31 protein-coding genes, 1 tRNA gene and 1 pseudogene are annotated in these 22,624 nt (G+C 58.4%); 19 read left to right on the top strand and 14 right to left on the bottom strand.

Annotated features, from left to right (window positions below; all coding sequences use genetic code 11):
* Positions 1–77: 77 nt before the first annotated feature.
* The 3 genes from hisD to QQJ98_RS16505 are packed head-to-tail and all read left to right on the top strand — an operon-like array spanning position 78 to position 2,331.
* Positions 78–1,403 (top strand): histidinol dehydrogenase, encoded by a 1,326-nt coding sequence (gene hisD / locus QQJ98_RS16515; protein ID WP_284326463.1) that lies wholly within the window; start codon positions 78–80, stop codon positions 1,401–1,403.
* Positions 1,400–1,876: a UPF0262 family protein gene (locus tag QQJ98_RS16510; RefSeq protein ID WP_284326462.1), complete on the top strand. Its 477-nt coding sequence runs from the start codon at positions 1,400–1,402 to the stop codon at positions 1,874–1,876. The genes hisD and QQJ98_RS16510 overlap by 4 nt, the downstream gene beginning before the upstream one ends.
* Before the next feature lie 2 nt (positions 1,877–1,878).
* Positions 1,879–2,331 carry an arsenate-mycothiol transferase ArsC gene (locus QQJ98_RS16505; protein ID WP_284326461.1) on the top strand — a complete coding sequence of 151 codons (453 nt, stop codon included), beginning with the start codon at positions 1,879–1,881 and terminating at the stop codon, positions 2,329–2,331.
* Positions 2,332–2,416: 85 nt separating this feature from the next.
* Here QQJ98_RS16505 and QQJ98_RS16500 read toward each other — a convergent pair whose 3' ends face one another.
* On the bottom strand, positions 2,417–2,779 hold the full coding sequence (locus QQJ98_RS16500) for a winged helix-turn-helix transcriptional regulator (protein WP_284326460.1): 363 nt from the start codon (positions 2,777–2,779) through the stop codon (positions 2,417–2,419).
* A gap of 102 nt (positions 2,780–2,881) precedes the next feature.
* On the opposite strand from QQJ98_RS16500, the gene QQJ98_RS16495 reads away from it, so the two are divergent.
* The 9 genes from QQJ98_RS16495 to QQJ98_RS16455 all read left to right on the top strand — a co-directional run bounded on the left by QQJ98_RS16495 (position 2,882) and on the right by QQJ98_RS16455 (position 8,236).
* Positions 2,882–3,718, top strand: coding sequence for an SDR family oxidoreductase (locus tag QQJ98_RS16495; RefSeq protein ID WP_284326459.1), 837 nt, complete (start codon positions 2,882–2,884; stop codon positions 3,716–3,718).
* Between the two features lie 161 nt (positions 3,719–3,879).
* Positions 3,880–4,287, top strand: coding sequence for a ketosteroid isomerase-related protein (locus QQJ98_RS16490; RefSeq protein ID WP_284326458.1), 408 nt, complete (start codon positions 3,880–3,882; stop codon positions 4,285–4,287).
* On the top strand, positions 4,284–4,892 hold the full coding sequence (locus QQJ98_RS16485; RefSeq protein ID WP_284326457.1) for a GNAT family N-acetyltransferase: 609 nt from the start codon (positions 4,284–4,286) through the stop codon (positions 4,890–4,892). Before QQJ98_RS16490 ends, QQJ98_RS16485 begins: the two co-directional genes overlap by 4 nt.
* Before the next feature lie 74 nt (positions 4,893–4,966).
* On the top strand, positions 4,967–5,857 hold the full coding sequence (locus QQJ98_RS16480; protein ID WP_284326456.1) for a carbon-nitrogen hydrolase family protein: 891 nt from the start codon (positions 4,967–4,969) through the stop codon (positions 5,855–5,857).
* Positions 5,858–6,071: 214 nt separating this feature from the next.
* Positions 6,072–6,290: a translation initiation factor IF-1 gene (infA, locus tag QQJ98_RS16475; protein ID WP_054005112.1), complete on the top strand. Its 219-nt coding sequence runs from the start codon at positions 6,072–6,074 to the stop codon at positions 6,288–6,290.
* A gap of 1 nt (position 6,291) precedes the next feature.
* A complete protein-coding gene (locus QQJ98_RS16470) occupies positions 6,292–6,867 on the top strand; it encodes a Maf family protein (protein ID WP_284326455.1) in 576 nt (191 codons plus the stop codon).
* Positions 6,864–7,889, top strand: coding sequence for a ribonuclease E/G (locus tag QQJ98_RS16465; protein WP_284326454.1), 1,026 nt, complete (start codon positions 6,864–6,866; stop codon positions 7,887–7,889). Before QQJ98_RS16470 ends, QQJ98_RS16465 begins: the two co-directional genes overlap by 4 nt.
* A complete protein-coding gene (locus QQJ98_RS16460; protein WP_284326453.1) occupies positions 7,886–8,062 on the top strand; it encodes a DNA gyrase inhibitor YacG in 177 nt (58 codons plus the stop codon). The genes QQJ98_RS16465 and QQJ98_RS16460 overlap by 4 nt, the downstream gene beginning before the upstream one ends.
* Positions 8,063–8,160: 98 nt before the next feature.
* Positions 8,161–8,236 (top strand) — tRNA-Phe (locus QQJ98_RS16455).
* Positions 8,237–8,289: 53 nt separating this feature from the next.
* Here QQJ98_RS16455 and QQJ98_RS16450 read toward each other — a convergent pair.
* The 10 genes from QQJ98_RS16450 to QQJ98_RS16405 all read right to left on the bottom strand — a co-directional run bounded on the left by QQJ98_RS16450 (position 8,290) and on the right by QQJ98_RS16405 (position 13,711).
* Positions 8,290–9,381, bottom strand: coding sequence for a tyrosine-type recombinase/integrase (locus QQJ98_RS16450; RefSeq protein WP_284326452.1), 1,092 nt, complete (start codon positions 9,379–9,381; stop codon positions 8,290–8,292).
* Positions 9,381–9,683: a hypothetical protein gene (locus tag QQJ98_RS16445; RefSeq protein WP_284326451.1), complete on the bottom strand. Its 303-nt coding sequence runs from the start codon at positions 9,681–9,683 to the stop codon at positions 9,381–9,383. Before QQJ98_RS16445 ends, QQJ98_RS16450 begins: the two co-directional genes overlap by 1 nt.
* Positions 9,684–9,728: 45 nt before the next feature.
* Positions 9,729–11,195 (bottom strand): phage major capsid protein, encoded by a 1,467-nt coding sequence (locus QQJ98_RS16440; RefSeq protein WP_284326450.1) that lies wholly within the window; start codon positions 11,193–11,195, stop codon positions 9,729–9,731.
* Positions 11,188–11,808 carry a head maturation protease, ClpP-related gene (locus QQJ98_RS16435; RefSeq protein WP_284326449.1) on the bottom strand — a complete coding sequence of 207 codons (621 nt, stop codon included), beginning with the start codon at positions 11,806–11,808 and terminating at the stop codon, positions 11,188–11,190. Before QQJ98_RS16435 ends, QQJ98_RS16440 begins: the two co-directional genes overlap by 8 nt.
* The gene (locus QQJ98_RS16430; RefSeq protein ID WP_284326448.1) at positions 11,805–12,014 is read right to left on the bottom strand and encodes a hypothetical protein; all 210 of its coding nucleotides are present in this window, start codon (positions 12,012–12,014) and stop codon (positions 11,805–11,807) included. Before QQJ98_RS16430 ends, QQJ98_RS16435 begins: the two co-directional genes overlap by 4 nt.
* Positions 12,014–12,598 carry a hypothetical protein gene (locus QQJ98_RS16425; protein ID WP_284326447.1) on the bottom strand — a complete coding sequence of 195 codons (585 nt, stop codon included), beginning with the start codon at positions 12,596–12,598 and terminating at the stop codon, positions 12,014–12,016. Before QQJ98_RS16425 ends, QQJ98_RS16430 begins: the two co-directional genes overlap by 1 nt.
* 138 nt (positions 12,599–12,736) lie before the next feature.
* Positions 12,737–12,976 (bottom strand): hypothetical protein, encoded by a 240-nt coding sequence (locus QQJ98_RS16420; protein WP_284326446.1) that lies wholly within the window; start codon positions 12,974–12,976, stop codon positions 12,737–12,739.
* A complete protein-coding gene (locus tag QQJ98_RS16415) occupies positions 12,973–13,284 on the bottom strand; it encodes a hypothetical protein (RefSeq protein WP_284326445.1) in 312 nt (103 codons plus the stop codon). The genes QQJ98_RS16420 and QQJ98_RS16415 overlap by 4 nt, the downstream gene beginning before the upstream one ends.
* Before the next feature lie 38 nt (positions 13,285–13,322).
* The gene (locus QQJ98_RS16410; RefSeq protein WP_284326444.1) at positions 13,323–13,535 is read right to left on the bottom strand and encodes a hypothetical protein; all 213 of its coding nucleotides are present in this window, start codon (positions 13,533–13,535) and stop codon (positions 13,323–13,325) included.
* Positions 13,536–13,549: 14 nt separating this feature from the next.
* Complete coding sequence (locus QQJ98_RS16405) at positions 13,550–13,711, bottom strand: Arc family DNA-binding protein (RefSeq protein ID WP_284326443.1); 162 nt, start codon at positions 13,709–13,711, stop codon at positions 13,550–13,552.
* Between the two features lie 95 nt (positions 13,712–13,806).
* Between QQJ98_RS16405 and QQJ98_RS16400 the strand changes: the two genes are divergently transcribed.
* The 4 genes from QQJ98_RS16400 to QQJ98_RS16390 all read left to right on the top strand — a co-directional run bounded on the left by QQJ98_RS16400 (position 13,807) and on the right by QQJ98_RS16390 (position 15,966).
* A complete protein-coding gene (locus tag QQJ98_RS16400) occupies positions 13,807–14,124 on the top strand; it encodes an Arc family DNA-binding protein (protein WP_284326442.1) in 318 nt (105 codons plus the stop codon).
* Positions 14,124–14,528: a type II toxin-antitoxin system PemK/MazF family toxin gene (locus QQJ98_RS19875; RefSeq protein WP_431307829.1), complete on the top strand. Its 405-nt coding sequence runs from the start codon at positions 14,124–14,126 to the stop codon at positions 14,526–14,528. The genes QQJ98_RS16400 and QQJ98_RS19875 overlap by 1 nt, the downstream gene beginning before the upstream one ends.
* A 591-nt stretch (positions 14,529–15,119) precedes the next feature.
* Positions 15,120–15,311 carry a hypothetical protein gene (locus QQJ98_RS16395; RefSeq protein WP_284326441.1) on the top strand — a complete coding sequence of 64 codons (192 nt, stop codon included), beginning with the start codon at positions 15,120–15,122 and terminating at the stop codon, positions 15,309–15,311.
* A 16-nt stretch (positions 15,312–15,327) separates the two neighbouring features.
* Positions 15,328–15,966, top strand: coding sequence for a Fic family protein (locus tag QQJ98_RS16390; RefSeq protein ID WP_284326440.1), 639 nt, complete (start codon positions 15,328–15,330; stop codon positions 15,964–15,966).
* Positions 15,967–16,018: 52 nt separating this feature from the next.
* On the opposite strand, the gene QQJ98_RS16385 is transcribed toward QQJ98_RS16390, so the two are convergent.
* From QQJ98_RS16385 to epsC, 3 genes are all read right to left on the bottom strand, one after another.
* The gene (locus QQJ98_RS16385; protein WP_284326439.1) at positions 16,019–16,261 is read right to left on the bottom strand and encodes a hypothetical protein; all 243 of its coding nucleotides are present in this window, start codon (positions 16,259–16,261) and stop codon (positions 16,019–16,021) included.
* Positions 16,262–16,800: 539 nt separating this feature from the next.
* The gene (locus tag QQJ98_RS16380) at positions 16,801–17,703 is read right to left on the bottom strand and encodes a helix-turn-helix domain-containing protein (RefSeq protein WP_284326438.1); all 903 of its coding nucleotides are present in this window, start codon (positions 17,701–17,703) and stop codon (positions 16,801–16,803) included.
* An 849-nt stretch (positions 17,704–18,552) separates the two neighbouring features.
* Entirely contained in the window at positions 18,553–19,512 is a 960-nt protein-coding gene (gene epsC, locus QQJ98_RS16375; protein ID WP_284326437.1) for a serine O-acetyltransferase EpsC, read from the bottom strand.
* A 436-nt stretch (positions 19,513–19,948) separates the two neighbouring features.
* Here epsC and QQJ98_RS16370 point away from each other — a divergent pair, with 436 nt between their 5' ends.
* From QQJ98_RS16370 to QQJ98_RS16360, 3 genes and pseudogenes are all read left to right on the top strand, one after another.
* Positions 19,949–20,434: a hypothetical protein gene (locus QQJ98_RS16370; protein ID WP_284326436.1), complete on the top strand. Its 486-nt coding sequence runs from the start codon at positions 19,949–19,951 to the stop codon at positions 20,432–20,434.
* 39 nt (positions 20,435–20,473) lie between these two features.
* Positions 20,474–21,308, top strand: a pseudogene (locus QQJ98_RS16365) (GMC family oxidoreductase).
* Between the two features lie 329 nt (positions 21,309–21,637).
* On the top strand, positions 21,638–22,594 hold the full coding sequence (locus QQJ98_RS16360) for an aliphatic sulfonate ABC transporter substrate-binding protein (protein WP_284326435.1): 957 nt from the start codon (positions 21,638–21,640) through the stop codon (positions 22,592–22,594).
* The last annotated feature ends 30 nt before the right edge of the window (positions 22,595–22,624 follow it).

Raw genomic sequence — 22,624 nt, 5'->3', positions numbered from 1 at the left:
CGCGCGGGGCAACACCCCTTTTTCTTGCAGCACCCCGCCCCAACCGTTATGCAAGCGCAGCAATACCGGAGCCCAACATGCCCAGTTTCCTGTCGACCACTGACGCCGATTTTGAAACCCGATTTTCAGCCCTGCTGGGGATGAAGCGCGAAGAGGCCGAGGATGTCGATACCGCCGTGGCCAGCATTATCGCCGATGTGCGCGCCCGCGGTGATGCAGCCGTGCTGGATCTGACCGCAAAATTTGATCGTTTGCAGCTGACGCCCGAAACTCTTGCCTTCAGCCCGGCAGAGATAGAGGCCGAATGTGCCAAAGTATCGCCCGAGGATCGCGCCGCTCTGGAACTCGCCGCCGACCGCATCCGCGCCTATCATATCCGCCAGATGCCGCAGGACGCGATGTGGACGGATGAGGCCGGGGCGAGCCTGGGTTGGCGCTGGACTCCGGTTTCAGCCGCTGGGCTGTATGTGCCGGGTGGCACCGCGTCTTATCCGTCATCGGTGCTGATGAACGCCATTCCCGCCAAGGTCGCAGGTGTTGCGCGCTTGGTGATCACCTGCCCCACCCCCAATGGCATCGTCAATCCGCTGGTGCTGCTGGCCGCGCGGATCGCGGGCGTTGATACGATCTATCGCATCGGCGGTGCGCAAGCCGTGGCAGCGCTTGCCTACGGCACGCAAACCATCGCGCCTGTTGATAAAATCACCGGCCCTGGCAATGCCTATGTCGCCGCCGCAAAGCGCCGGGTGTTTGGACGTGTTGGCATCGACATGATCGCCGGACCATCGGAAATTCTGGTGATCGCCGACCGTGACAATGATCCCGACTGGATCGCACTGGATCTTCTCAGCCAGGCCGAACATGACGCAAGCGCGCAATCCATCCTGATCACCAATGATGCCGCCTTTGGCCAAGCCGTTGCCATCGCTGTTGAAAAGCGCCTTGTCACCCTTGCGCGCCGCGACATCGCAGGCCCATCCTGGCGCGACAATGGGGCGGTGATCATCACCCGCGATCTGTCCGAGGCAGCCGCCCTATCCAACCGCATTGCCCCCGAACATCTGGAGCTGTGCACCGCCGACCCCGATGCGCTTTCGCTTGAAATCACCCATGCTGGCGCGATTTTTCTGGGGGCATGGACACCAGAGGCCATCGGCGATTACGTTGGCGGACCGAACCATGTGTTGCCCACGGCGCGGTCTGCGCGGTTTTCTTCTGGATTGAGTGTGATGGATTTTGTCAAACGCACCACTTTGGCCAAAATGACGCCTGCGGCTTTGGCCAAAATCGGCCCTGCTGCCGAGCGTCTGGCAATCTCGGAAAGCCTGCAGGCGCATGGGCTTTCGGTGCGCGCGCGGCTGGATCGGCTGAACACTTCTGGCGAAAATGGGGGGGCGGCATGAACCGGATATGCGCCATCGACATCGACGAGCGCGGCCTAGCCCGCACCACCCCCACCATCGAGCAAGAGCGCAACGTAGCGATCTTTGATCTGCTGGAGGACAACTCGTTTGCCCTGCCCCTGCGCGAAGACCGCCCCAACCAACCGGGGCCCTACCGCTTGGGTCTGGCGATCCGCGAGGGCCGTCTGGTGTTCGACATCGCCACCGAAGCAACGGAAAAGGTTGGAGAGTTTCATTTGTCGCTCGGGCCGTTCCGGCAGGTGGTCAAGGATTACTTCCAAATTTGCGAGTCGTATTTTGAAGCCGTCAAGCGCTTGCCCCCCAGCCAGATCGAGGCGATCGACATGGCCCGGCGTGGCATCCACAACGAAGGGGCGCGGGTGCTGCAGGAACGGCTGGAAGGCAAGGCAGAAGTCGATATCGACACCGCCCGCCGCCTGTTCACCCTGATTTGCGTTCTGCACTGGGGCTGATGATGGCATTTCCGCAATCCGTGCTGTTCTGCTGCGATCACAATGCTGTCCGCTCGCCGATGGCCGAAGCGATGATGAAGAAGTTCTACGGCCAACGCGCCTATGTGCAATCGGCGGGCGTGAAAAACGATATGGAGGTGGATGGCTTTTCCATCGCGGTCTGCGCCGAATTGGGCATCGAGCTGTCGCGCCACCGCGCGCGCTCGTTTGAAGAAATGCAGACTCTGGGCGATGATCTGGGCCAGTTCGATCTGATCATCGCTTTGTCCTCGGCCAGCCAGCACGCGGCGCTTGATCTGACCAAAGCCTTTCATCTCGAAGTCGAATACTGGCCGATCATCGACCCCACCGCCTTGGGCGAAGGCCGCGATGCCAAGTTGTCGGCGTACCGCCAAGCCCGCGACCAGATCAAAACCCGGATGTTGGATCGTTTCGGCCCCCCAACCGAACCGTAAGCCAAAGCGCTAAAATTTATCTAAAATTTGCTTTCATCTGTTCAAAAATATCCCATGGGGGTTTGGGGGTGTGAAACCCCCAATCTTAGGCCGTAACCTGCGCCGCCTGTATTTCTGCCAGATGATCCTCGATCCAGCCCGTCAATGCCCCCACCCGCTCTGCCGCCCCGACGCCCAGCACCGTCAGCGAATATTCCACATGCGGCGGCACCACCGGATGCGCGATGCGCAGCACCAGCCCGTCGCCTTCCAGCGCCTGCAAGGTCTGCGACAACATCCGCTCTGACACGCCACCGACTCTGCGCCGTAAAGCCGAAAACCGCAACGTGCCACCCTGCAGCGCCAGCATCACCAGCACGCCCCACTGGCTTGTCAGATGCTTCAACACCGTGCGCGACGGACATTCGGCAGCCAACACATTCGGCGGAAATTGAAAGCCTGCATTCATCACCAATCCCCAATGCACAAAATTCTCATACTAACATTTATGTATGTACTTCCCTTTGGTAAGTAAAGGCGTATCTCTACGCCATCAACCAAGGAGAACCCCATGACCATCGCAATCACTGGCGCCACTGGCGCGCTCGGCCAACTCGCGCTCGCTGCCGTGAAAGCCCGTGCCCCTCAGGCGGATGTCGTAGCCCTCGTCCGCGATCCGGCGAAAATCACCGGCACCTCGGCGCGTGCGTTTGACTACACCAAACCCGAGACCCTCGCCCCCGCGCTGAAAGGCATCGACACCCTCGTGCTGATTTCCTCGAATGATTTCAACGACCGGGCTGGCCAGCATCGCGCCGTGATTGACGCGGCAAAGGCCGCAGGCGTCACGCATCTGATCTACACCTCGATCCTGAAAGGCGATGCCTCGCCAATGGTGCTGGCTGCCGATCACATCGCAACCGAGGCCGCGATCAAAGCCGCAGGCATCCCCGCCACCATCCTGCGCAACGGTTGGTATACCGAGAATTACACCGGCAGCCTGAAGGCCTCGGTCGAGCATGGCGCGCTGATTGGTGCATCCGGCGAAGGCCGCATCGCTTCCGCCGCGCGTGCTGATTACGCAGATGCCATCGCCATCACTGCGCTGGACAGCACCCATGCGGGCAAAACCTATGAACTCGCAGGTGACATCCCCCACACCATGGCCGAATTTGCCGCCGAAGTCTCAAAACAAACCGGCAAGACCATCCCGTTCAACACTCTGCCGAAAGACACCTATGCGGGCATCCTGCAAAGTTTCGGTCTGCCCGAAGCCTTCGCAAACATCCTTGCCGACAGCGACGATACCGCATCGCGTGGATCGCTGCTGGATGAAAGCCACACCCTGTCGAAGCTGATCGGCCGGCCGACCACGCCGATCGCCACCACGATCAAGGCAGCGCTGTAAGCGCGCGCCAGGCGGCGTTGTAAGACGCCAGCTGACGAAATCCCCGCAACGACAGCGGCCACTCGGTCGCTGTCGCAAACCAGCCAATTCCTGCCGATCCCGGTCTGGACCCCTGCCGCCCCGCGTGCCACCATGTGGCCAAACCCAGACACGAGGCCGCAATGACCCAAACCGCCCGCAACATCGTCACCGCCTATTACGCCGCGTTCAACGCCGAAAATCCTGCGGGCATGCTGGCCTGTGTCAGTGATGACATTGAACACCGCGTCAACGAGGGCGGCATCCGTCTCGGGCGTGAGAAATTCGCCGAATTTTGCGCCCATATGGGCGTGTCCTACCGCGAGCAGTTGAAAGACATCGAAATCTTCGTCAACGAAAGCGGCACCCGTGCAAGCGCCGAATTTACCGTCCACGGTGCATATCTCAAAACCGACCCCGGCCTGCCCGAAGCCAACGGCCAGACATATATCCTGCCCGCGGGATCGTTTTTCGATCTGAAAAACGGCAAAATCACCCGCATCACCACTTTCTATAACCTGAATGACTGGATCGCTCAGGTCTCGGCATGACCCCGGATCAAATCCCCGATCACATCGAAGTCCGCGCCCTGACGGGCCCCGCGCTAGAGGCTGCACTTGATGGTGTTGCCGCCCTGCGCATCGCGGTTTTCCGGGATTGGCCCTACCTTTACGATGGAAACCTCGATTACGAGCGCGCCTATCTGAAAACCTACCGCGACAATCCCGGCGCGCTGCTGGTCGGCGCGTTTCACGCAGGTCGCTTGGTCGGGGCATCGACCTCGACCCTGATGGAAGATCACGCAGAGGCATTTTCAACCCCGTTCCGCGCCCTGAACCTGCCGCTTGAAAACATCCTTTACGGGGCCGAATCCGTGCTGCTGCCTGAATATCGCGGCATCGGCCTTGGCCACCGCTTCATTGATCTGCGCGAAGACCACGCCCGCGCGCATCACCGCAGCCATGTCGCGTTCTGCTCGGTGCAACGCCCCGAAAGCCACCCGGCGAAGCCCGAAAATGCCCGCTCCAATGATGCGTTCTGGCTGGGCCGAGGCTACGCGCCCTTGCCCGGTGTGATCGCCGAGTTCGCGTGGAAAGACGTTGGCGATACCTCCGACTCCACCAAACCCCTGCAATTCTGGATGCGCAAACTGTAGGGTGCGTGATTTGACGCACCGCTTTCCCCCGCAAATGGTGCGTGAAATCACGCCCCCTACCCAAGGCCCGCCACATGATCCTCGCAGCCGCCGCCTACCCGCTGTCATCCCTTGTTGATTTCGCAGAATATGCCGACAAAATCACGATCTGGGTCGAAGATGCCGTCGCCTTGGGCGCGCGTTTGCTGGTGTTTCCCGAATATGGCAGCATGGAGTTGACCTCGCTCGCCTCGCGCGCCATTTCCGAAAACCTAGAGGCCGCCCTGCACGAGGTCGCTCGCCACGGCCCTGCCGTCGATGCGCTGCATTGCCAACTCGCGGCCAAACACAAGCTGTACATCCTTGGCGCGTCGGCCCCCTATTTTGGCAACGCGCGCCCGACAAACCGCGCCACCTTCTACGGCCCCAGCGGCATCATCGGCCATCAAGACAAGCAAATGATGACCCGGTTTGAACGCGAAACCTGGGACGTGGTCGCAGGCGACCCGTTGCAGGTGTTCGATACCCCCTTGGGCAAAATCGGCGTGCTGATCTGCTATGACAGCGAATTCCCCCTGCTGGCGCGCAGCCTGATCGAGGCTGGCGCGCAGATCATTCTCGTGCCGTCCTGCACCGACACTCTGGCCGGATACACCCGCGTCAAAGTCGGCGCGATGGCGCGCGCGCTGGAAGGCCAATGCGTCGTCGTGCACGCCCCCACCGTAGGCTTTTGCGACTTCTGCCCGGCGGTGGATGAAAACGTCGGCGCAGCAGCGATCTACGGCCCTTCGGACAAGGGCTTCCCAGAAACTGGGATTCTCGCGCAAACCGCTGTCAACCAATCCGGCTGGGCCGTGGCCGAAATAGAGCTTGCAGCCATTGATGCCGTGCGCGCCACAGGCTCTGTTTTCAACCACCAACATTGGCCCGAACAAGCCCTGCGCGCCGCCCAACCGGTGCAAATCGTTAAAACTTCGTTAACATGAACACATCAAGCCATTGATATTAAACAACTAAATTTGGCCCCGAGTTGGGACCAACTCTTGCCCAGTCCTCTCCCTTGCAAAAACATCCCCGCCGGAGCCTCTTTGTAACGGCCCCCCACACCCCCCAACTTTCCCCCTTGAAAATCCCTGCCAACAGGTCCATATCCGCGCCCATGCCTGCGGCTTCCGCGGGCTAAATCCTATTGGAGAGACCATGGCCAAGGAAGATATCCTCGAATTCCCCGGTGTCGTGAAGGAACTCCTGCCCAACGCGACTTTCAAGGTTGAACTCGATAACGGCCATGAGTTGATCGCGGTGATGGCAGGCAAGATGCGCAAAAACCGCATCCGGGTTCTGGCAGGCGACAAGGTGCAGGTCGAAATGACCCCCTACGATCTGTCGAAGGGCCGCATCAACTACCGCTTCAAGTAAATTGAAGCTTATCCTCGGATCAGGCAGCCCGCGCCGGAAGGAACTTCTGGCGCAGCTTGGCATCACCCCCGACGCCATCCTTCCCCCCGACATCAACGAAGATCCGCTGAAAGCCGAGTTGCCGCGCCCCTACTGCGCGCGACTGGCGCTGGAAAAAGCCCGCGCGATCCCGGCTGATCCCGACGACATCGTGCTGACCGCCGATACCACGGTTGCCTTGGGTCGCCGTATCCTTGGCAAGCCCGCCAATGCAGGCGAAGCCGCGCGCTTTCTGACCGATCTCGGCGGGCGGCGCCACCAAGTCATCACCGCCATCGCGGTCAAACGCGGTGACAAGATCTGGACCCGCGACTCCGTCTCGGCGGTAAAGATGAAGCGGCTGTCTGATGACGAGTTGAACGCCTATCTCGCCTCGATGGAATGGCAAGGCAAAGCCGGAGCTTACGCGATCCAGGGCGCCGCCTCTGCCTTCATCCCGTGGATTTCAGGCAGCTTCACCGGCATCGTCGGCCTCCCCCTTGCGGAAACCTCCGCCCTGCTGACTGCGGCAGGCTACCCGGTTTGGAAACGCTCATGACCCGTCTCGTCCTGCTCGACACGCTGAAAGGCCGCCCCGCTGCGGCCTTGGTGGTGGATGGCCAACTGCATGATCTGGCGATCGACCCGATCACCGACGCGCCCTTGCCGGGTGCGATCTACCGCGCCATCGCCGACCGCCCGATGAAGGGTCAAGGCGGGCTGTTCGTCAAGCTGCCCGAAGGGTCGGGTTTCCTGCGCCAAACCGCAGGCATCGCCCCCGGCCAACGCTTGCTGGTTCAGATCACCGGCCCCGCCGAGGCGGGCAAAGCCTATCCGGTGACCACGCGGTTGTTGTTCAAATCACGCTACGCCATCGTCACTCCCGGCGCACCCGGTCTGAACATCTCGCGCCGCATCAAGGACGAGCCGCTGCGGGCAGAACTGGAATCGCTGGCACAAGCCGCGATGCAGGGTGCCGACGAAACGCTGGGCCTGATCCTGCGATCCGCCTGCATCCATGCCAATGACGACGAGATCGCCGAAGACATCGCCGCGATGCGCGACCTTGCCCAAGCCGTGCTGGCAGATACTGTCGGCAACGCCGAATTGCTGGTCGAGGGCGCAGGCGCGCACGAGACCGCATGGCGCGACTGGGCCGATCCCGAACCCGATGACGTGATCGAAGACGGCTTTGCCGAGCATGACGTGCTGGAAATGATCGACGCCCTGCTGACCCCGCGCGTGGTTTTGGGCGAAGGTCACATGATGATCGAACCCACACGCGCCCTGCTGGCCGTGGATGTGAACACCGGCAATGACACCTCACCCGCCGCCGCGCTTAAGGCCAATATCGCCGCAGCCCGCGAACTGCCGCGCCAGTTGCGCCTGCGCGGCCTTGGCGGCCAAGTGGTGATCGACTTTGCGCCGATGCCAAAAAAAGACCGCGCGATCCTTGATCAAGTCATCCGCGCCGCGTTCAAATCTGAATCCGAGGTCAATCTCGCTGGCTGGACCACGCTGGGCCTTTACGAGATCACCCGCAAGCGGGATCGGCTGCCCTTGGCCGAATTGCTGGCATGAGTTGCCCGATCTGTGGCCGCAAAGCCGATGAAAAATACAAACCCTTCTGCTCACGCCGTTGCGCAGATATTGATTTGGGTAAATGGCTTACCGGCAGCTACACCATCCCCGCCGAGGCGATCGACGACGAGAACCCCGAGGATCTGAGCGATCCCAAACACCGCCCACAATGATCTTCGCCAAGGCGCATTTTTCTGCCAAATCCCTCTGGACAGCCCCGCGCCTGTGACGTATCACCCCGCCACCAAGCAAGGCAATGCCTTCGCACGATGCCCGGATAGCTCAGTTGGTAGAGCAGCGGATTGAAAATCCGCGTGTCGCTGGTTCGATTCCGGCTCCGGGCACCACGTCATCCCATTGATATTGATATTAAATTCGGCTTGCATCCTGAAGCCCTTTCTTACGGTTTGACGGTTTTGGGAAAAGGTTTGACAATCTTTATGCGCCGTTCAGTCTCAACCTCTAGTGTTTCAATGGTCTTGCGGTTGCTGTCTGTGAGCCGTGCATTCCTAGAATAGTGATGCGCCATGCTTTCGGTTTTCTGCCCGAGTAGATCGGCAATCTCGCGCGGATGCACGCCAGCCTCGCGCAGCACAGTCGCGACAGTATGGCGTAGGCTCTTCAAAGTCAGATCGGCTGGAATCACCCCTGCCTTTACCTGCTTGGCTTTGAAGCGATGCCAGACGGTGGAAAACCCGTTGTAAGTCCACGGCAGGCCAGAAATGTTTGCCAGCACAGTCAAGGCGTCGTGCTTTGGTGCCGCGTCAAACGCCGCCTGCATGGTCGGCACAATCGGCAACGGAACCTCTTGCCCTGTTTTGCCGCGCCGCGCCCAGATTACGCCATCGGCAATCGCATCACGGCGCAGGTTTAGAGCGTCTGAGGGATCAAGGCCCGTGTTCGCCATCAATGCCAACGCAACTCGGATATGCGCCGGGGCAAGGCTCAGAATGGTCGCCCGCTCATCATCGGTCCAAGGGCGGTTTGCATATGCCAGATCGCGCGGACGCGGCTTCACAAGCACGGCTTCGGCAAAGTTGGCGCTGATCAGGCCTTTGGGCACACAATGGCGAAAAACTTCACTTAGGAAGGTGCGCAGCATGTTTGCTTGACGCCAGCCAATTTTGCCCGCCGCCTTCTCATGAAGGCCCGCAATCAGCGGCGTGTCGATAGAATGCACGGGGGTATCGAGAATCTTCTCTAGGAAGGCCGCGCATTTCCGATAGTCGCGCCGGGTGCGGTCTGACAGGTTTTTAAAGTGATCCTCCGCAAAGTAGATTGCGATGATGCCGCCAAGCGTTCCCGCTTTGGGTTGCTTCGATTTCAGCGCGTCGGCCAATGCTTTGATCTTCTCGCATTCAGCAAAAAATTGGGCGCTGCCAATCGGAGCCTTTTCCAAGTCGATCCTATGTCCCGTCGCGCGGTGATAGCATCGCGCCTTGCCGTGGCGATCTGCAGAGATCTGGAAGCCTTTGACCCGAATAACAGTCATCAAAGCCTCGACAGAATTGCTTCGCGGCTGGTGTCGACATCGCCCGTCTTTTCGGCGTCAATCCACCGATCAAGATCACGCTTGTCGTAGCGGAGCGCTTTTCCACCCAAATTAACGGGTTGGACATTGCAACAGACCTTGAAGTGTTTGGCTGGAAGCCCGCAATAACTGGCAGCTTCGGCCTCACTCATCATCCGCTTTTCGGTGACGCTGATATTGAGGTTTGCGATTCCCATGTGCCGATCTGCTTTTCTATTAATTGTCTGATCGAAGGTTTCTGCGCAGGCCAGCGGATAGGACACTTCCGCTGGCCTGCGCCGTATTGCGTCGAGCCGCACTAGGTCCGCTTAGGCACCGGGGTTCATGTACCACGGGCGCCAATCGACAAAGCCGCAGCCGAAGTCCAGCGAGACCTTGAATTCGGTTCCATCGACCTCAAAGCCTTCGCGCGTGGTGATCTGCGGGCCTTTGTTGCCGTCGAGATAAGCGTGTTGCAGGCCATCGGGCCGACCCGGTGCGGCAGCGAGATACCAGCGAGTTGCCGAAGTCAGGTTCGGGTCACAGAGGACGGTCAGCTTGGATGCAAAAGGGTTGACCTCATCGACCTTGACCGATGCGAGTTGCGCAACGATCTGCTCCGCTTCGGTTTCCTTTTCGGGCGGAACCACCAAGAACGTGGGCAGAACTTGGATGATCTCGCCTGCCAAGCCCTTTTGCCGCCGCATCGCGGTCCGGGCCGCAGATACCGACGCGATAGACAAAGCGCTTCCCGAGGCAGCGCGGTTGCCGTGATCAGCATGGAACAGCGTTTTCCCGTCCGCCATCGTCGGCCCCGCGCCGGAATTCATCTGCAACAAGGCGGTAAGCAAGCTGGCTTCGGTTTGCGCCGCTCCGGTGCCCAGCAACTGCACGCGACTGCTGAATGCGTCCAGATCGTCGTTCACGATAGCCTGCCGCGTAATGCCGTAGATCCCGCCGAAAGTTTGGATCGCATAAGCTTCGCCAGCATCTTCAAAATACTTTGCTTTGAATTCGGCACCTTCAGCCACCAGCGGCAGCTGCCCGCCACCGCTCACACGAACGGTATTGATCGGGCGGAAGTCGCGCGACGAAGTCTCGTGGGATGCGGTTTTCAGGGCAGACTGTGCAGCCTCGTAAAAATTCAGCAACACTTTGTTTGACGCAACCGCCAACGCATAGGGGAAGTCGCCAGTGTTGGCAAAGTTGGACATACGCGCACGAACCGCGCCGCCGAAGGTGCGTTGCGGGGCAAAGTCTTCCAGCCGCATAGAGGCAAACTCACGCCCGATCGTCGGCACATGCCCCGGCAGCATCCGAGAAAGCAGCGCATCTGCAACTTGATCGCGAACTTGGATAGACTGCGCCCCAATCGGCACAGCGTAGGGTCGAGCTGCGCCATTCATTTGGCGCACCGCGGCGTAGCTATCGCCGCTTTCATCGCGTCTGCGGACTAGGCCCGATGCGGCATCCAGATCAGCCAAGTGCTGCATCAGCTTTTCGCGGCCATCAGCCACAACCATTTGCTTGGCTTGCCCAGCATCGGGGGCGGTTGCGACCTTCGGCAAAAGGTTGCCCAAGATTTCGGCCATCTTTTCGATTGCAGCCGGGAAAGGCTCGAACATCTTTTGCAACTCAGCAATTCCGGCCGCAACATCATCCGCGATCATAACGGGTATGGATGCGCCGGCCATAATTTCTGCGAAGCTGTCGGGCAGATTTGCCTTGGCCGTCACAATGCGCATTTGGGCAAGGCTGCGCGCGGTCGGGGTGAAACCCGTCAAAGGCTTATTCATCATCACTTCCTTTTTCCAATTTGGCAGGCAAACCATTTGCCCACCCATTCTTTTTCGCCAGCCGCACCAGCGCCGGGGGCGCGGCGCGGAATCGGCCATAGTCGAAGGCAGCGACAGCTTTGCCGCGTGTGCCTTCGCCGTCGATTTCGTCACAGAAATGCAGCGCCAGCGCCTCATCGGCGGTCAGCCATGTCTCGGCATCCATCCACGCCGCTATGCGCGCCACGGGGTTGCCTGTGGCGCGGGCATAGGCCTGCGCGTAGGTTCCGGCGAGTTTGTCCAGCACGTCAGCTTCATCCCGCAGAGCTTCGGCATGGCCGAAAACCACAGCTGCGGGGTTGTGGATCATCAGATGCGCCGTGGGGTGCATGATGATCCGCTTCGCCCCCATAACCACCAGCGAAGCCGCAGAAGCGGCGATTCCGACGATACGACAAGTCGCGTTGCCATGGGCTTGCAGATGCGCAAGCATCGCAGCGCCGTCGAAGGCGCTGCCACCCGGCGAATTGACAGTGATTGTCGTTGCGCCGGGGTTTGCATCGAGGTGCCGCGCCAGATCATCCGGCGTTGCCCCCTCGTCCCCAATGCAGCCTGACAGAAGAAAGCCGCTCATTGCGCGGGCCCCACAGTCTGGCGCACATTGGGCACAAGATATTCGCTACCGCGCTTCCAGAGCTGCTTGCCGCCCTCGGCGGTATGGTCCACCAGATAGAGGCATTTCTGGAAGTATTGGCCTTCATCGGTCCGGCGCGTCGGCTCGACCAGTTCGAGGAACGTCACGCGCCACCACGGATGCGGCAGGGTGAAGACGTGCAGCATCAGCGCGGAACCTCCGAAAAGTCCTCAGCCTCGGGCAACCCCAATTCTTCGGCGCGACGCCGCACAATGGTCGCAACTCGCGAGACATTAACCATAAAGATTCGGACTACGGGCAGGTTGCGGGTGGTGACCGATGCATTTGGGCCTGCGCATGGCCGCGTAGCTTTCTCTTTCACCCAAGCATCGAGGTGTTCCAACTCGCCAACATACCATTCGGAAAAGCGAAAAACCCCTTCGTCGGCGTTGTTATCCTCAAGGACAATCAGACCTGCCCACCAGTCGCGAGGCTCGATTTGATTCAGCGGGTGACGCGGGAAGCGAGACATCGCGTTGTAAACAATGCTCTGAGCGTAGCTTGGCCCAAGCCCATTCAGCTGGGTTTCATCTGTCGACTCACCGCCGATCAGATCCAGCATCAACCGCAGACGAAATGCGTCATCCAGCGAATAATCGGCCCACTTGCCATCCCCGCCTTCAGCTTCGGCATCATCATTTGCGACGAAGGGCAGTTGCCGCCTTTGCTTCAAGACTTTGTAGCGCGGCGCGTCGATGTCAGCGCAATAGAGCATTGCTGCACGTTTCATTTCTCTTCTCCATCAGAGGGCATCATTTGATGTCATCTTGTCGTCAATTTCGAAGGGCGTCAATAGATACCCTTTGAAATTACGCCTCATCCAGTAGCAGGGCAGGCTATCGATCTGCTAACGCAGGTCAGAAAACCCCTAAATATGCTCTATAATCAGCACATTCGCTTCATCGGCAGACAACTCGATAGCGGAAAGAATTCCATCAAGGCCGCGACTAGCGGGGTGATCCTCTGCCGCGACCAGATTGTGCCCAAGGATCACCTGTGCAGCTTTGCAAAGGTCGTTGATGCGCCAGAGGTGGCCGTTGATAACCTTGGCATCGTATACTGTCAGCTTGCAGAGCGCGGGTTCGGAGGGCAAATCAGCGGCGGTCAAATCGCTACCACTACCATTTCGGCAGCCTCCGCAATGATCTGCTCCAATGCATCCAAGCCGCCGAGATCAGAGCAAACGAGGATCCGCACGGCAAAATCGCGGGCTTCAACCATGGGCAGCGCTTCAATATTGTTTTCGGCTTCCATCATTTTGGCCCATGCCGCATCTGCTTCTGCGCAATCAACGGCGAAACTGTTGAAGGTGGCGCGATGGCGCAACCAGTCGTGATAGACGCGCATCATCTGCGAGGGCTGCGGCATGTGGCCCGAATCCGATACCACCGGCACGCCGCCGACAAACGCGCCCATAATCCCCGCAACAGCGCGGCGAGTGAGTGTGTGTGCCATCACATCACCCTCTCAAGATCGGCGGCCAATTCGCGCGCCAGCGGTTCACCTGCCCGCGCAACGGCGAAAACTGGGCCGGACTCCGGGCCTCCGAAGTCTTGCAGACCCATCAGCGCCGCAAATAAATCTGCGACAAGCAGGGCCTTGAAATGAATATCCTTGAGATTTGGCAAGCCGAGGTTATTCCCCGGCGCGGGGTTCTGGTTGGGCATAGGTGTCTCCGTTGTTACTGGGTTTGCAGTGCTTCGGTGCGGTTGCGATCCATGCGCTCACGGATCGCCCGGACAATCTCGCTGTTCTGGCTTGCGCCATTCTTTTCGGCTTCGGCCTTAAGCCAGTTCTTCAGATCATGCGGCAGGCGAAGTTGGAGCGGCTTGCGGTCGGTCATGGGTTCCTCAATGCGTCACGGTGACACCAGATGTCACGGTGACGCCATTGCGGTCAAGGAGAAAATAGTGTCACCGTGACAGAAAAGGTCAGAGCATGTCAGATAGCACTTCACGCGAAAGCGACAAATTCATGCTTCGCCTTCCTGACGGGATGCGTGAGCGGATCAAGGCGTATGCAGATTCAAACCGCCGCAGCATGAACGCGGAAATCATTGCTAGGATAACCGAGTCTCTTGACGCAGATTTGGCTATAGCTGTTGTGAGAGTAGACTTTTTCGCATCTGCGGAGGATCTGTGGTTAGCCGCAGACCGCCTTTCAAATATGGCACAAATGGCTAGAGACAGAGCTATCGTTGTGGCGATGGAAGCTGAAGCGGATAATATTGAGCGGATGAAAGGCCCATCCGAGTAATGCCGATAAAGTATGACCAGCCACCTAGGACCGTGCTTCTTTGTGATTATTCGAAGGGTGGCTTCCGTGAACCTGAGATGGTCAAGCGCCGACCTGTGATCGTGATTTCACCCCGGTTGCGTCATCGCACTGGGCTGATGACCGTTGTGCCTCTTAGCACCACGGTTCCAACGAATCCGGCGGCGCATCATTGTCAGATCACTTTGCCCCAGCCGCTTCCGGGCTTTCCCATACAGGTTTGCTGGGTGAAAGCCGATATGATTGCCACGGTATCCTTTGATCGCCTGGACATGTTTCGGACGGACCGTGACCCCAACGGCAAGCGTAAGTATCTGGCCCCTCGCATTTCTGAGGCGGATTTCTCTGCCGTTCTCGCATGTATCCGCGCTGCACTTGGTCTGTAGGCATTGCCGGGTGTATAATTGGCGGTTTAACCGCCCTTTTATTGACCTTTAAGTCCAATCGCCCTATATATGCCCAGTCAGCTCGCGTTTCGGCGTTGAGCCTCAAGACCGCGCAAGCGGCGACCCCGCCAAAGGCCATTGCAAGCCCGGCGGGGTTTTCTTTTGCCGTCACGGCCTCGGCCTCGGGCTGGTGCTGGTGCGCACCACCCGCCGCACCAAAGCCCGCCCGATCCCCAGGACAGCCCGCCGCTGCCTCAACACCCTCTTGGCAGAATGCCGAGATTCGCCGGTTCCCACAACCTGCGGCAGTTTGGCGTGCGGTTGTAGAACGCCAAGTTAAGCCCCACATCTGTAGAGTATGCAGAAACGCGCACCCTGCGACACTTTGGCGCTGCATCAAGGAACGCAAAGTGCAACTCTAGCGTTGACACGTCATCGAAAAGCTCGAATTGACCGCTATCAATGGCCGAACGAGCTGCCGAACACCGAAAATTTGCGCGTCAAGCGAAAATAGTTTGGGGTTCGTGAATCTTCATGCTTTGATAACGAAAAAACAACAAACTGCCCAAGACAACCCGAGAGGATACCGCAATGATGATGGTTCAAACAGACCCGAGGCTTTTGACTGCGCTTGTCGACGCGGCCAAGCGGGGTGTTTCCGCCGCGCAGCTGCATCGCCAGAAGGTATCATACATCACCACTTCGTTGAGCGATGAGAAAACCAAGATCACGACAGAAATGGTCGAGCGCGAACTGCGCAAACTTGATGGTACGGCGGCCTGATCGAAAGGTAGTCAGATTGATACTCTATGACCTGAACAACTCGGAAGCGAGTGAACCCTACCAAGCGCTGGCGATCTCCAATGGGGATCGCCAGTTTTCGTTTTTGCAGTCAATCGTAAACGCTGCGCTCAGCACCAACCAACTATTTCTCTCGCAGAGCATCCTTAAGGCTCTGAATTTTCATGCAATAGCTTGTCTACACACAAATGCGGGTGAGTATCGGCCTTGCCCAGTTTACGTTCACAACGGGGATGGAAACCCCGAGAACATTTTCCACACCCCGGAACACTTCCGCGTTTCGGCCCTGATGGACAACTTTATCAATCTTATCAACAGCACCTGGTCGCAGGTCGACCCGGTAACGATTGGTGCATTTATCCTATGGAAGCTGTGCGCTATTCACCCTTTCATTAACGGAAACGGGCGGACCGCCCGTGCAGCTTGCTATTTCGCGATATGTGTAAAGGCGGGCGGTTGGCTTCCAGGCGACGTAATTTTACCGACCCTACTGAAGCGAAGCGCCGAATATATCCCAGCGCTGAAGGCTGCCGACGCATCACATAAAGCTGGTGCTCTCGACCTGACGCAGTTGCAGACGCTGATTGGGAAACTGCTGAACGAGCAAATAGCGTCCGCCCAACCGCCAGAGGCATAACGAAGCCGGGCGGGTTTCCCAGCTAGGCCGTTGCGGCCCCTGCTACGTGTGTTTACGCGCCTTGGGTGCGATACCAGCTCGAGCGGTTGAATGACGCCGCCAGAGGCCATTGGACGCGCCAAGTCATCCCAAAATCCGGCCAAGAATCGCGGGCGTCGACTTGCGGCGAATCCATGCCTCCCGTGGCGATCAGCGCCAAGCCATAGGTCGTTGCCGGATCCGGCCCACCCTTGGCCACCAGCGCCGTTCTGGACGCAATCCCACCGCTCAAACGATAAATGCCGTGCCACGCCATGGGCGCAATCATCCGGCCTACGGCAACACCTGTCCAGCAGCAACACAGGCCATCAGCGCCGCGCTGGAGCGGCCTGCGCCACGGTTGCAGCCCAACTATTCACCGATCCGAAGCGACGCGAGGCGGGATGATGCCCGCCGCCTTGTCAAACCCCCGCCAGAGCCTCAATCTGCAATGAAACGGCCCCGCACAAAGGCGAGGCCGCTCAGGTCGTGTGCCGCGCCACCACGGAGGGCATTGGCCGCACTCAGTCGGGGTTTACCCACTTGCCGACAAACGGGGGTGATTTTGTGCCCGACACATGGCCCACCCTGCCAATTCATTCTTAATTTCTTCAATTTTCTCAATGACTACAACAACAACCCAAATCTCAAGTAGGTATTATGTTACCTCACTCACATCTAACAGGGCGCGAATTATCCGCGTACACTTGGAGACTAGGGAGGACCCGCGAAGCCTTGCCGCCCTGCTCGACGCGATTGCCCGCCTCGGAACGCCATGAAGATTTGAAGATTTTCTGCGCGGTCTATTTCTCGAGGTCACAGCGTCACCCCTACGCGCCGCAGATCACTTTCAAGCACCAAGCCGTTGCCAATCATGCAAGCCGCGACTTCGCGACTGATCGCAGTTTGCGGGATGTGGGCATTCGATTTGATTTTCTTCGCCCAAAATGCCGCTACGTTGGCAATGACTGAATTCGGTGCCTTCACTTCGGCATCGTCGGGATAGTCTTCCCACCGGCGAGCATCCAGCCAGTTATCAGCATAGGCCAGATACATCGCCTTGTTGCCTGCGTTCTCTGCCCGATAGCGCTTCGCTGCGTTCAAGATCACTTTGACCCTGACCCCGCTCTGTGCGGCCTTTTCAAAAAGAGCCTTGGATTTTGTGAGATCACGTTTCCTCGGATAAACTTCCCAAAATTCTCGAAAGCTTTTTTCGATGTCTGCGGCATCGCCGCAAACACATGGTTCCCTTAAAGGTTCTCTTACAAGGTTAGTGTCCAGATTCTGGACACGGCTTTCGTCATTTTCTGGACACGGCTTTGCGTCAAAACTGGACACGGCTCCGTGTCGAGAATCTGGACACGGCAATTCTAAACCAAACTGCGGCGCTGGATCCGTTGGCTTATTTTCGACAGGAGTCGGCGCGGACGGAACATCATCAAAGCCATCTTCGAACGGGAACACATACCGCGTTGAAAGCTGCCGCTTCGTCGTTTCACTGCGGCGTTGGATGCGGCGCAGCAGCCCACGCGCTTCCAGCACCGCAAGTTGCTTGTTCAGGCTGGCGCGCGAGATTTCACAGTCAGCGGCCAAGCGCTCTTGGGACGGAAAGCAGCCGTTGTCGGGATTATGCCGATCTGCCAGGTGGAACAGAACAACCTTGGCGGTGGGCTTAAGTCCGCGTTGTTCAATGGCCCAATTTGTCGCTTTGTGGCTCATTGGATGCCTCCACCCTCGCCTGCGTTACGCGGGAAAAAGGTTGGAAATGCCTGCTGAAAAGGTTTGACAAACTCGGGATAACCCTTTGTTTTTCGGGATACGGTTTGACAAGAAATACCTGGGTAAGCGGTTGATTTGTAAGCTTTAGCCCCGGCTTGAAAATCCGCGTGTCGCTGGTTCGATTCCGGCTCCGGGCACCACGTTTTCAATGACCTAGCAGAAACATTTTAATGACCTAGCAGAAACAGCAGTATCGAGTGTCTCATTTAGAGTATCCGGTATCCGTTCTGTGCTTGTTCCGTTCACTGGCGCTTATCCCTTGCGGAGAAAGCGCGCATTACCAAGGCCATTGTCCTGCTTGAGGACGGCTGTGCGGAAATTCCGAGCAGACAGGGGCCGGGACAGCTCCGCTTCCCGACAGGGCGTATCTCTGCTTTGTTTGAGAACATTCGAGGCGTTCTTAAGCAAGAAAGCCGATCGATGAGTGATATTGGAAATTTTGTCCTAGGCTAGCAAGCGCCACTCTGATGATATCTTACAATACGTTTGCAAATTTGATTGCTGCGTCATCACCAATCGAGACGTCACAACCTATAACCCAGCCATCGCCGCACCCGTCAGGCCAAAACGGGGTGGTGGGTCAGTTTCGACAAGTCCAACGAAATGATCTTCTCAGTTGGCATTGATTTCATTTCGCTTTCGGCTTCTGCCAAGGCGATGTCGTAATATCTTCTAATGTTGTGGATACTCACAAGGTCCAGAGTGAGCAGGCTTTGCCTGATTGTCGGGCGCAAAAGAACAGGGCTACTGCTCTTTGCCGCAGCTCAGAAAAATGCCCCCTGACCCGCCTTAAGCCGATATCCGGACCACCTGCGGCACCACCCCGCTGAGTCGGGCTTGCGACACAGTCGCTCCTGCTGGCACATCCTCGGTGATCCAGACGTTGCCACCGATCACCGCGCCTTGGCCTATGGTGACACGGCCCAGAATGGTCGCACCGGAATAGATCACCACATCGTCCTCGACAATCGGATGCCGCGGCAGGCCCTTGATGGCAGCGCCTGTGGCATCGGTTGGAAAGCTTTTTGCCCCCAAGGTCACCGCCTGAAACAACTGCACCCGCTCGCCGATGATGGCCGTTGCACCGATCACCACACCGGTGCCGTGATCGACAAAAAAGCTGCCCCCGATCTGCGCGCCGGGGTGTATGTCGATGCCGGTGGCGCTGTGCGCAAGCTCGGCAATCAACCGCGCGATCAGCGGCGCGCCGAAGCGATGCAGACGGTGCGCGATACGGTGATGGATCATGCACTGGATGCCGGGATAGCACAGCAGCACCTCGTCGGCACTGCGCGCAGCAGGGTCAGCGCCAAAAGCCGCGACGATGTCGCTGTCCAGCAACCGGCGGATATCGACCAAGGTGTTGGCAAAACTGCGGGTGATGCGCAGCGCCTCGGCATCCGGGTCGGGGAGGTCTTGCCCGACATGCCGCACCGCCCATTGCAGCTCTAGCCTGACCTGTGCCAATAGGTCTTGCAGGACGGTGTCGAGCGTGTGGCCGACGTAGTCGTTTTCCGTCTCGGGGCGCAGATCAGGTGGGCCAAGCCGCATCGGAAACAACGCGCCGCGCAGGCCTTCCACGATATGTGCAATCTGCGCGCGCGACGGCAACTCCCGCCCGCCCGCCTCAGCGGTGCCGCCTTGGCTGCGCCGCCAGTCGCTGCGCACCTCGGCCAGTTCAGCCACGATCTCTTCCAGATCGAACAGCCCTGCCTCCTGCGTCTCCAGCACAACAACCTCACCCGTCATTTCCATTTCCCTGCCCCAGCTTCGCGCACAATAGCGCCGGGTAGATTTTGCAAAAGCAAAGATAGCCAAAGCGAAAGCCCCAACGCAAAAAACGCATCGCCCGACCTGCTGAATGAGCAGAAACGATAGGTTTCTTCTAAGAAAATCAAGAAAAACCAGACCGACTGTCTCGGCGGCTGGAGTCATGCCGAATGGCCAAGCTGGCGCTGCAACAAGCAAGCGCACCGACTCAGGCCCTCCTTCCCCCGAGGATGTTATTGGCCCTCATCATCATGGGACGACACACAGCAACGAACTTCTACAAGGGAACATTTTAGTGGTGAGATCTTCCACAGAGGTTGCCGATTTTAGAATTCACGCTTGCGCGCCAAAGGTGCAGAGTAAAGGCGACAACTTAAGTCGTGTAAATTAACCAACAGCACTTGTGGAATCCCCTATGACGTATCAGGTCCTGACCCATCGCCATTTCGCAAGCATTTCCGCAGCACAGCTTCCTGTTGACGACAGTTTGCCACGCCTCACCCGCCACGCCGCCGCCGCATTGGCGGGGCTGGCCCTGATCACGCTGCAATCTCAATACGATATGGCGGCGTTCCGGTTGCGCGGACTTCTGCAACAGATGGACAAACAGGTCACGCCAGACTTGCCATTGCCCGCTGACGATACCGCGACCTTGCTGTGGCGCTTGCAGGTTTTCGATGCCCATTGCGACACGCATTTTCTGACCGGGCTGCGGAAATTGCAGGCTTGGATAGGTCGGTTGCGCGCACATGACCTCCTGCCAAGCGTGAGCGCATCGGCCGCAGTCGCGCGTTTTCTGGAACAGCAGCGCAGTCTGGGCGGCCTGCTGACCAATCCACAACGCAATCAAGCATGGGACCCGGTCCGCAAAGGCACCTTGTCAACAACTCCAAATCCGTGAAGCCATGTGCAAAATGCCTTGCGATCTGTGAGATGCGAGGTGAGTGATCTAGCAGCCGACTACATCATCGTCGACGCAGGCTCGGCCGGTTGTGTGATTGCCAATCGGTTGAACGCTGATCCGCACACCGGCGTCAATTTACTCATGGCGGGCAAGCGCGATTGGAATCTGTGGATACACATGCCCGCCGGTTAGTTCAAAACCATGCACAAGCCTGCTACCGATTGGTGCTTATAAACTGAACCTGACCCACGCCTGAACAGGCGGAAATTGGCATGGCCAAGCGGAAATGTGCTTCGTGGATCGTCGTCGATCAACGGCTTGCTCTATATTCGGCGTGACCTTGGCATTGCCGTGGTGGTCGACCTGCCCGGCGTGGGTCGCAATGTGCAATACCACCTGCAAGCCCGTCTTGTGTTCACCTGCCATCAGCCGACTCTTAATCAAGAGGCCCAGGATACGCCTGAAATCGGCAGACCCATTTGCGCATCCGCTGATCCGCCCAACCTATCTTGCCACCCCGACCGATTAGCAAACCCTTGTCGCGGGCATCAAAATCGCCCGCGCCATAGCCGGTTTCGACCCGTTGCGCGCCTGCATGTCCGGCGAGTTCCGCCATGACCACGCCACCGCATATCCTGGCCTGCTTGACTGGGCGCGCAATACTGCCACCACGATCTGTCATCCGGTCGGCACCTGCAAAATGGACCACAGACCCGAGGCTGTCGCCAACCACAGACTACAGGGTCACGGCATCGCCGCGCTTCGAATCGCCGATTGTTCGATCATGCCCAGCATCGTCTCGGGCAACACCAACGCTCCAGCAATGATGACTGGTGAAAACTTAAGCGATCTTCTGCCCGCGGGACAATGATCCTGCCCAAAGCGCCTGCTAAAGTTTCTCCAAAAATAGAATTTCACGACGAGTTACTGCGCGGATATTAGATCAGTATTCTATGGCGTCCGATCCAAGCCCGCCGCACTCTGGCAAGGTCAGCACGAAATTTTCATGAATAATCGTTACACATCAATATTTTATGCTCAGATGTGCGGTTACATATAGGATAGGCGCGCAACAAGTAGATCCTGGCGGCGTGGTGCCATCGCCGTAATTGACAATATCTACTAATCTAATCGAGATTTAGCACATCGAACAATTCACTGGCCTCACCAGATCGACTGCAGGCCTTAGGAGATCGCAAGATGTTGCTTACCAGACGGACTTTCGGCGCTGCTGCTCTGCTTTTGACCACCGCATTTGCGGTTTCGGCCCATGCTGAAAAGGTTACCACGTTGAAGATCGGCTATCAGAAAACCAACCTTCCGGTGATCGCGAAGCAATTGGGCGTGATCGAAAAGGGGCTGGAGCCGCTGGGTGTGGCGGTGGAATGGGTCGAGTTCCCGGCGGGCCCGCCGCTGGTCGAGGCGCTGAACGTGGGCGCCATTCAGGTGGGGTGGACAGGCGATGCGCCGCCGATCTTCGGGCAATCGGCAGGTTCGGCCATCGTCTATCTGGCGGCGTTGCCGTCGAATGGCGAGGGCGAGGCGGTGTTCACCAAATCTGACAGCGGCATCAAAACCATCGCTGATCTCAAAGGCAAAAAGGTGGGCGTCGGCAAAGGCACCAGCGCGCACAACCTGTTGGTGGCAGCTCTGGAAGCCAATGGGCTGAAGCTTTCTGACATCGAGGTCGTCTATCTCAGCCCTGCCGATGCAGCTGCCGCCTTTGCGTCGGACAACATCGTGGCTTGGGCGGTTTGGGATCCCTTCTTTGCCGTTGCTGAAACCAAATATCAGCCCACCATTCTGGCGCGGTCGTCGGATGTGTTGAAGGTCAACACCTATTTCCTCGCGAACCGCGATTTCGCGGCCGATGCCGACAATGCGTCTGTGATTACCACCACGGTTGCGGCCTTGGGCGAGGCTGCGGCTTGGGCGGATGCCAACCGCGACAAGGTTGCAGCTGCGGTGGCTGAAGTCACCGGGGTGCCGATTGAGGCGCAGACGCTGGCCGTCACCCGCGCGAAATTCGCGATCTATCCGATCACACCGGAGATCATCGCGGGTCAGCAGGCCACGGCGGATCGCTTCTTTGGCCTTGGGCTGATCCCGAGTGCGGTCAAAATCTCGGATGCGGTCTGGACGGCACCGGCCAACTGATCCGATCCCCTTCTTGGCGGTCTGGTCTTG

Source organism: Cypionkella aquatica, from assembly GCF_030161095.1.
GTDB classification, from domain to species: Bacteria; Pseudomonadota; Alphaproteobacteria; order Rhodobacterales; family Rhodobacteraceae; genus Cypionkella; species Cypionkella aquatica.
The sequence above is the reverse complement of the archived record's forward strand: the minus strand, read 5'-3'. Positions and strand labels throughout refer to the sequence as shown.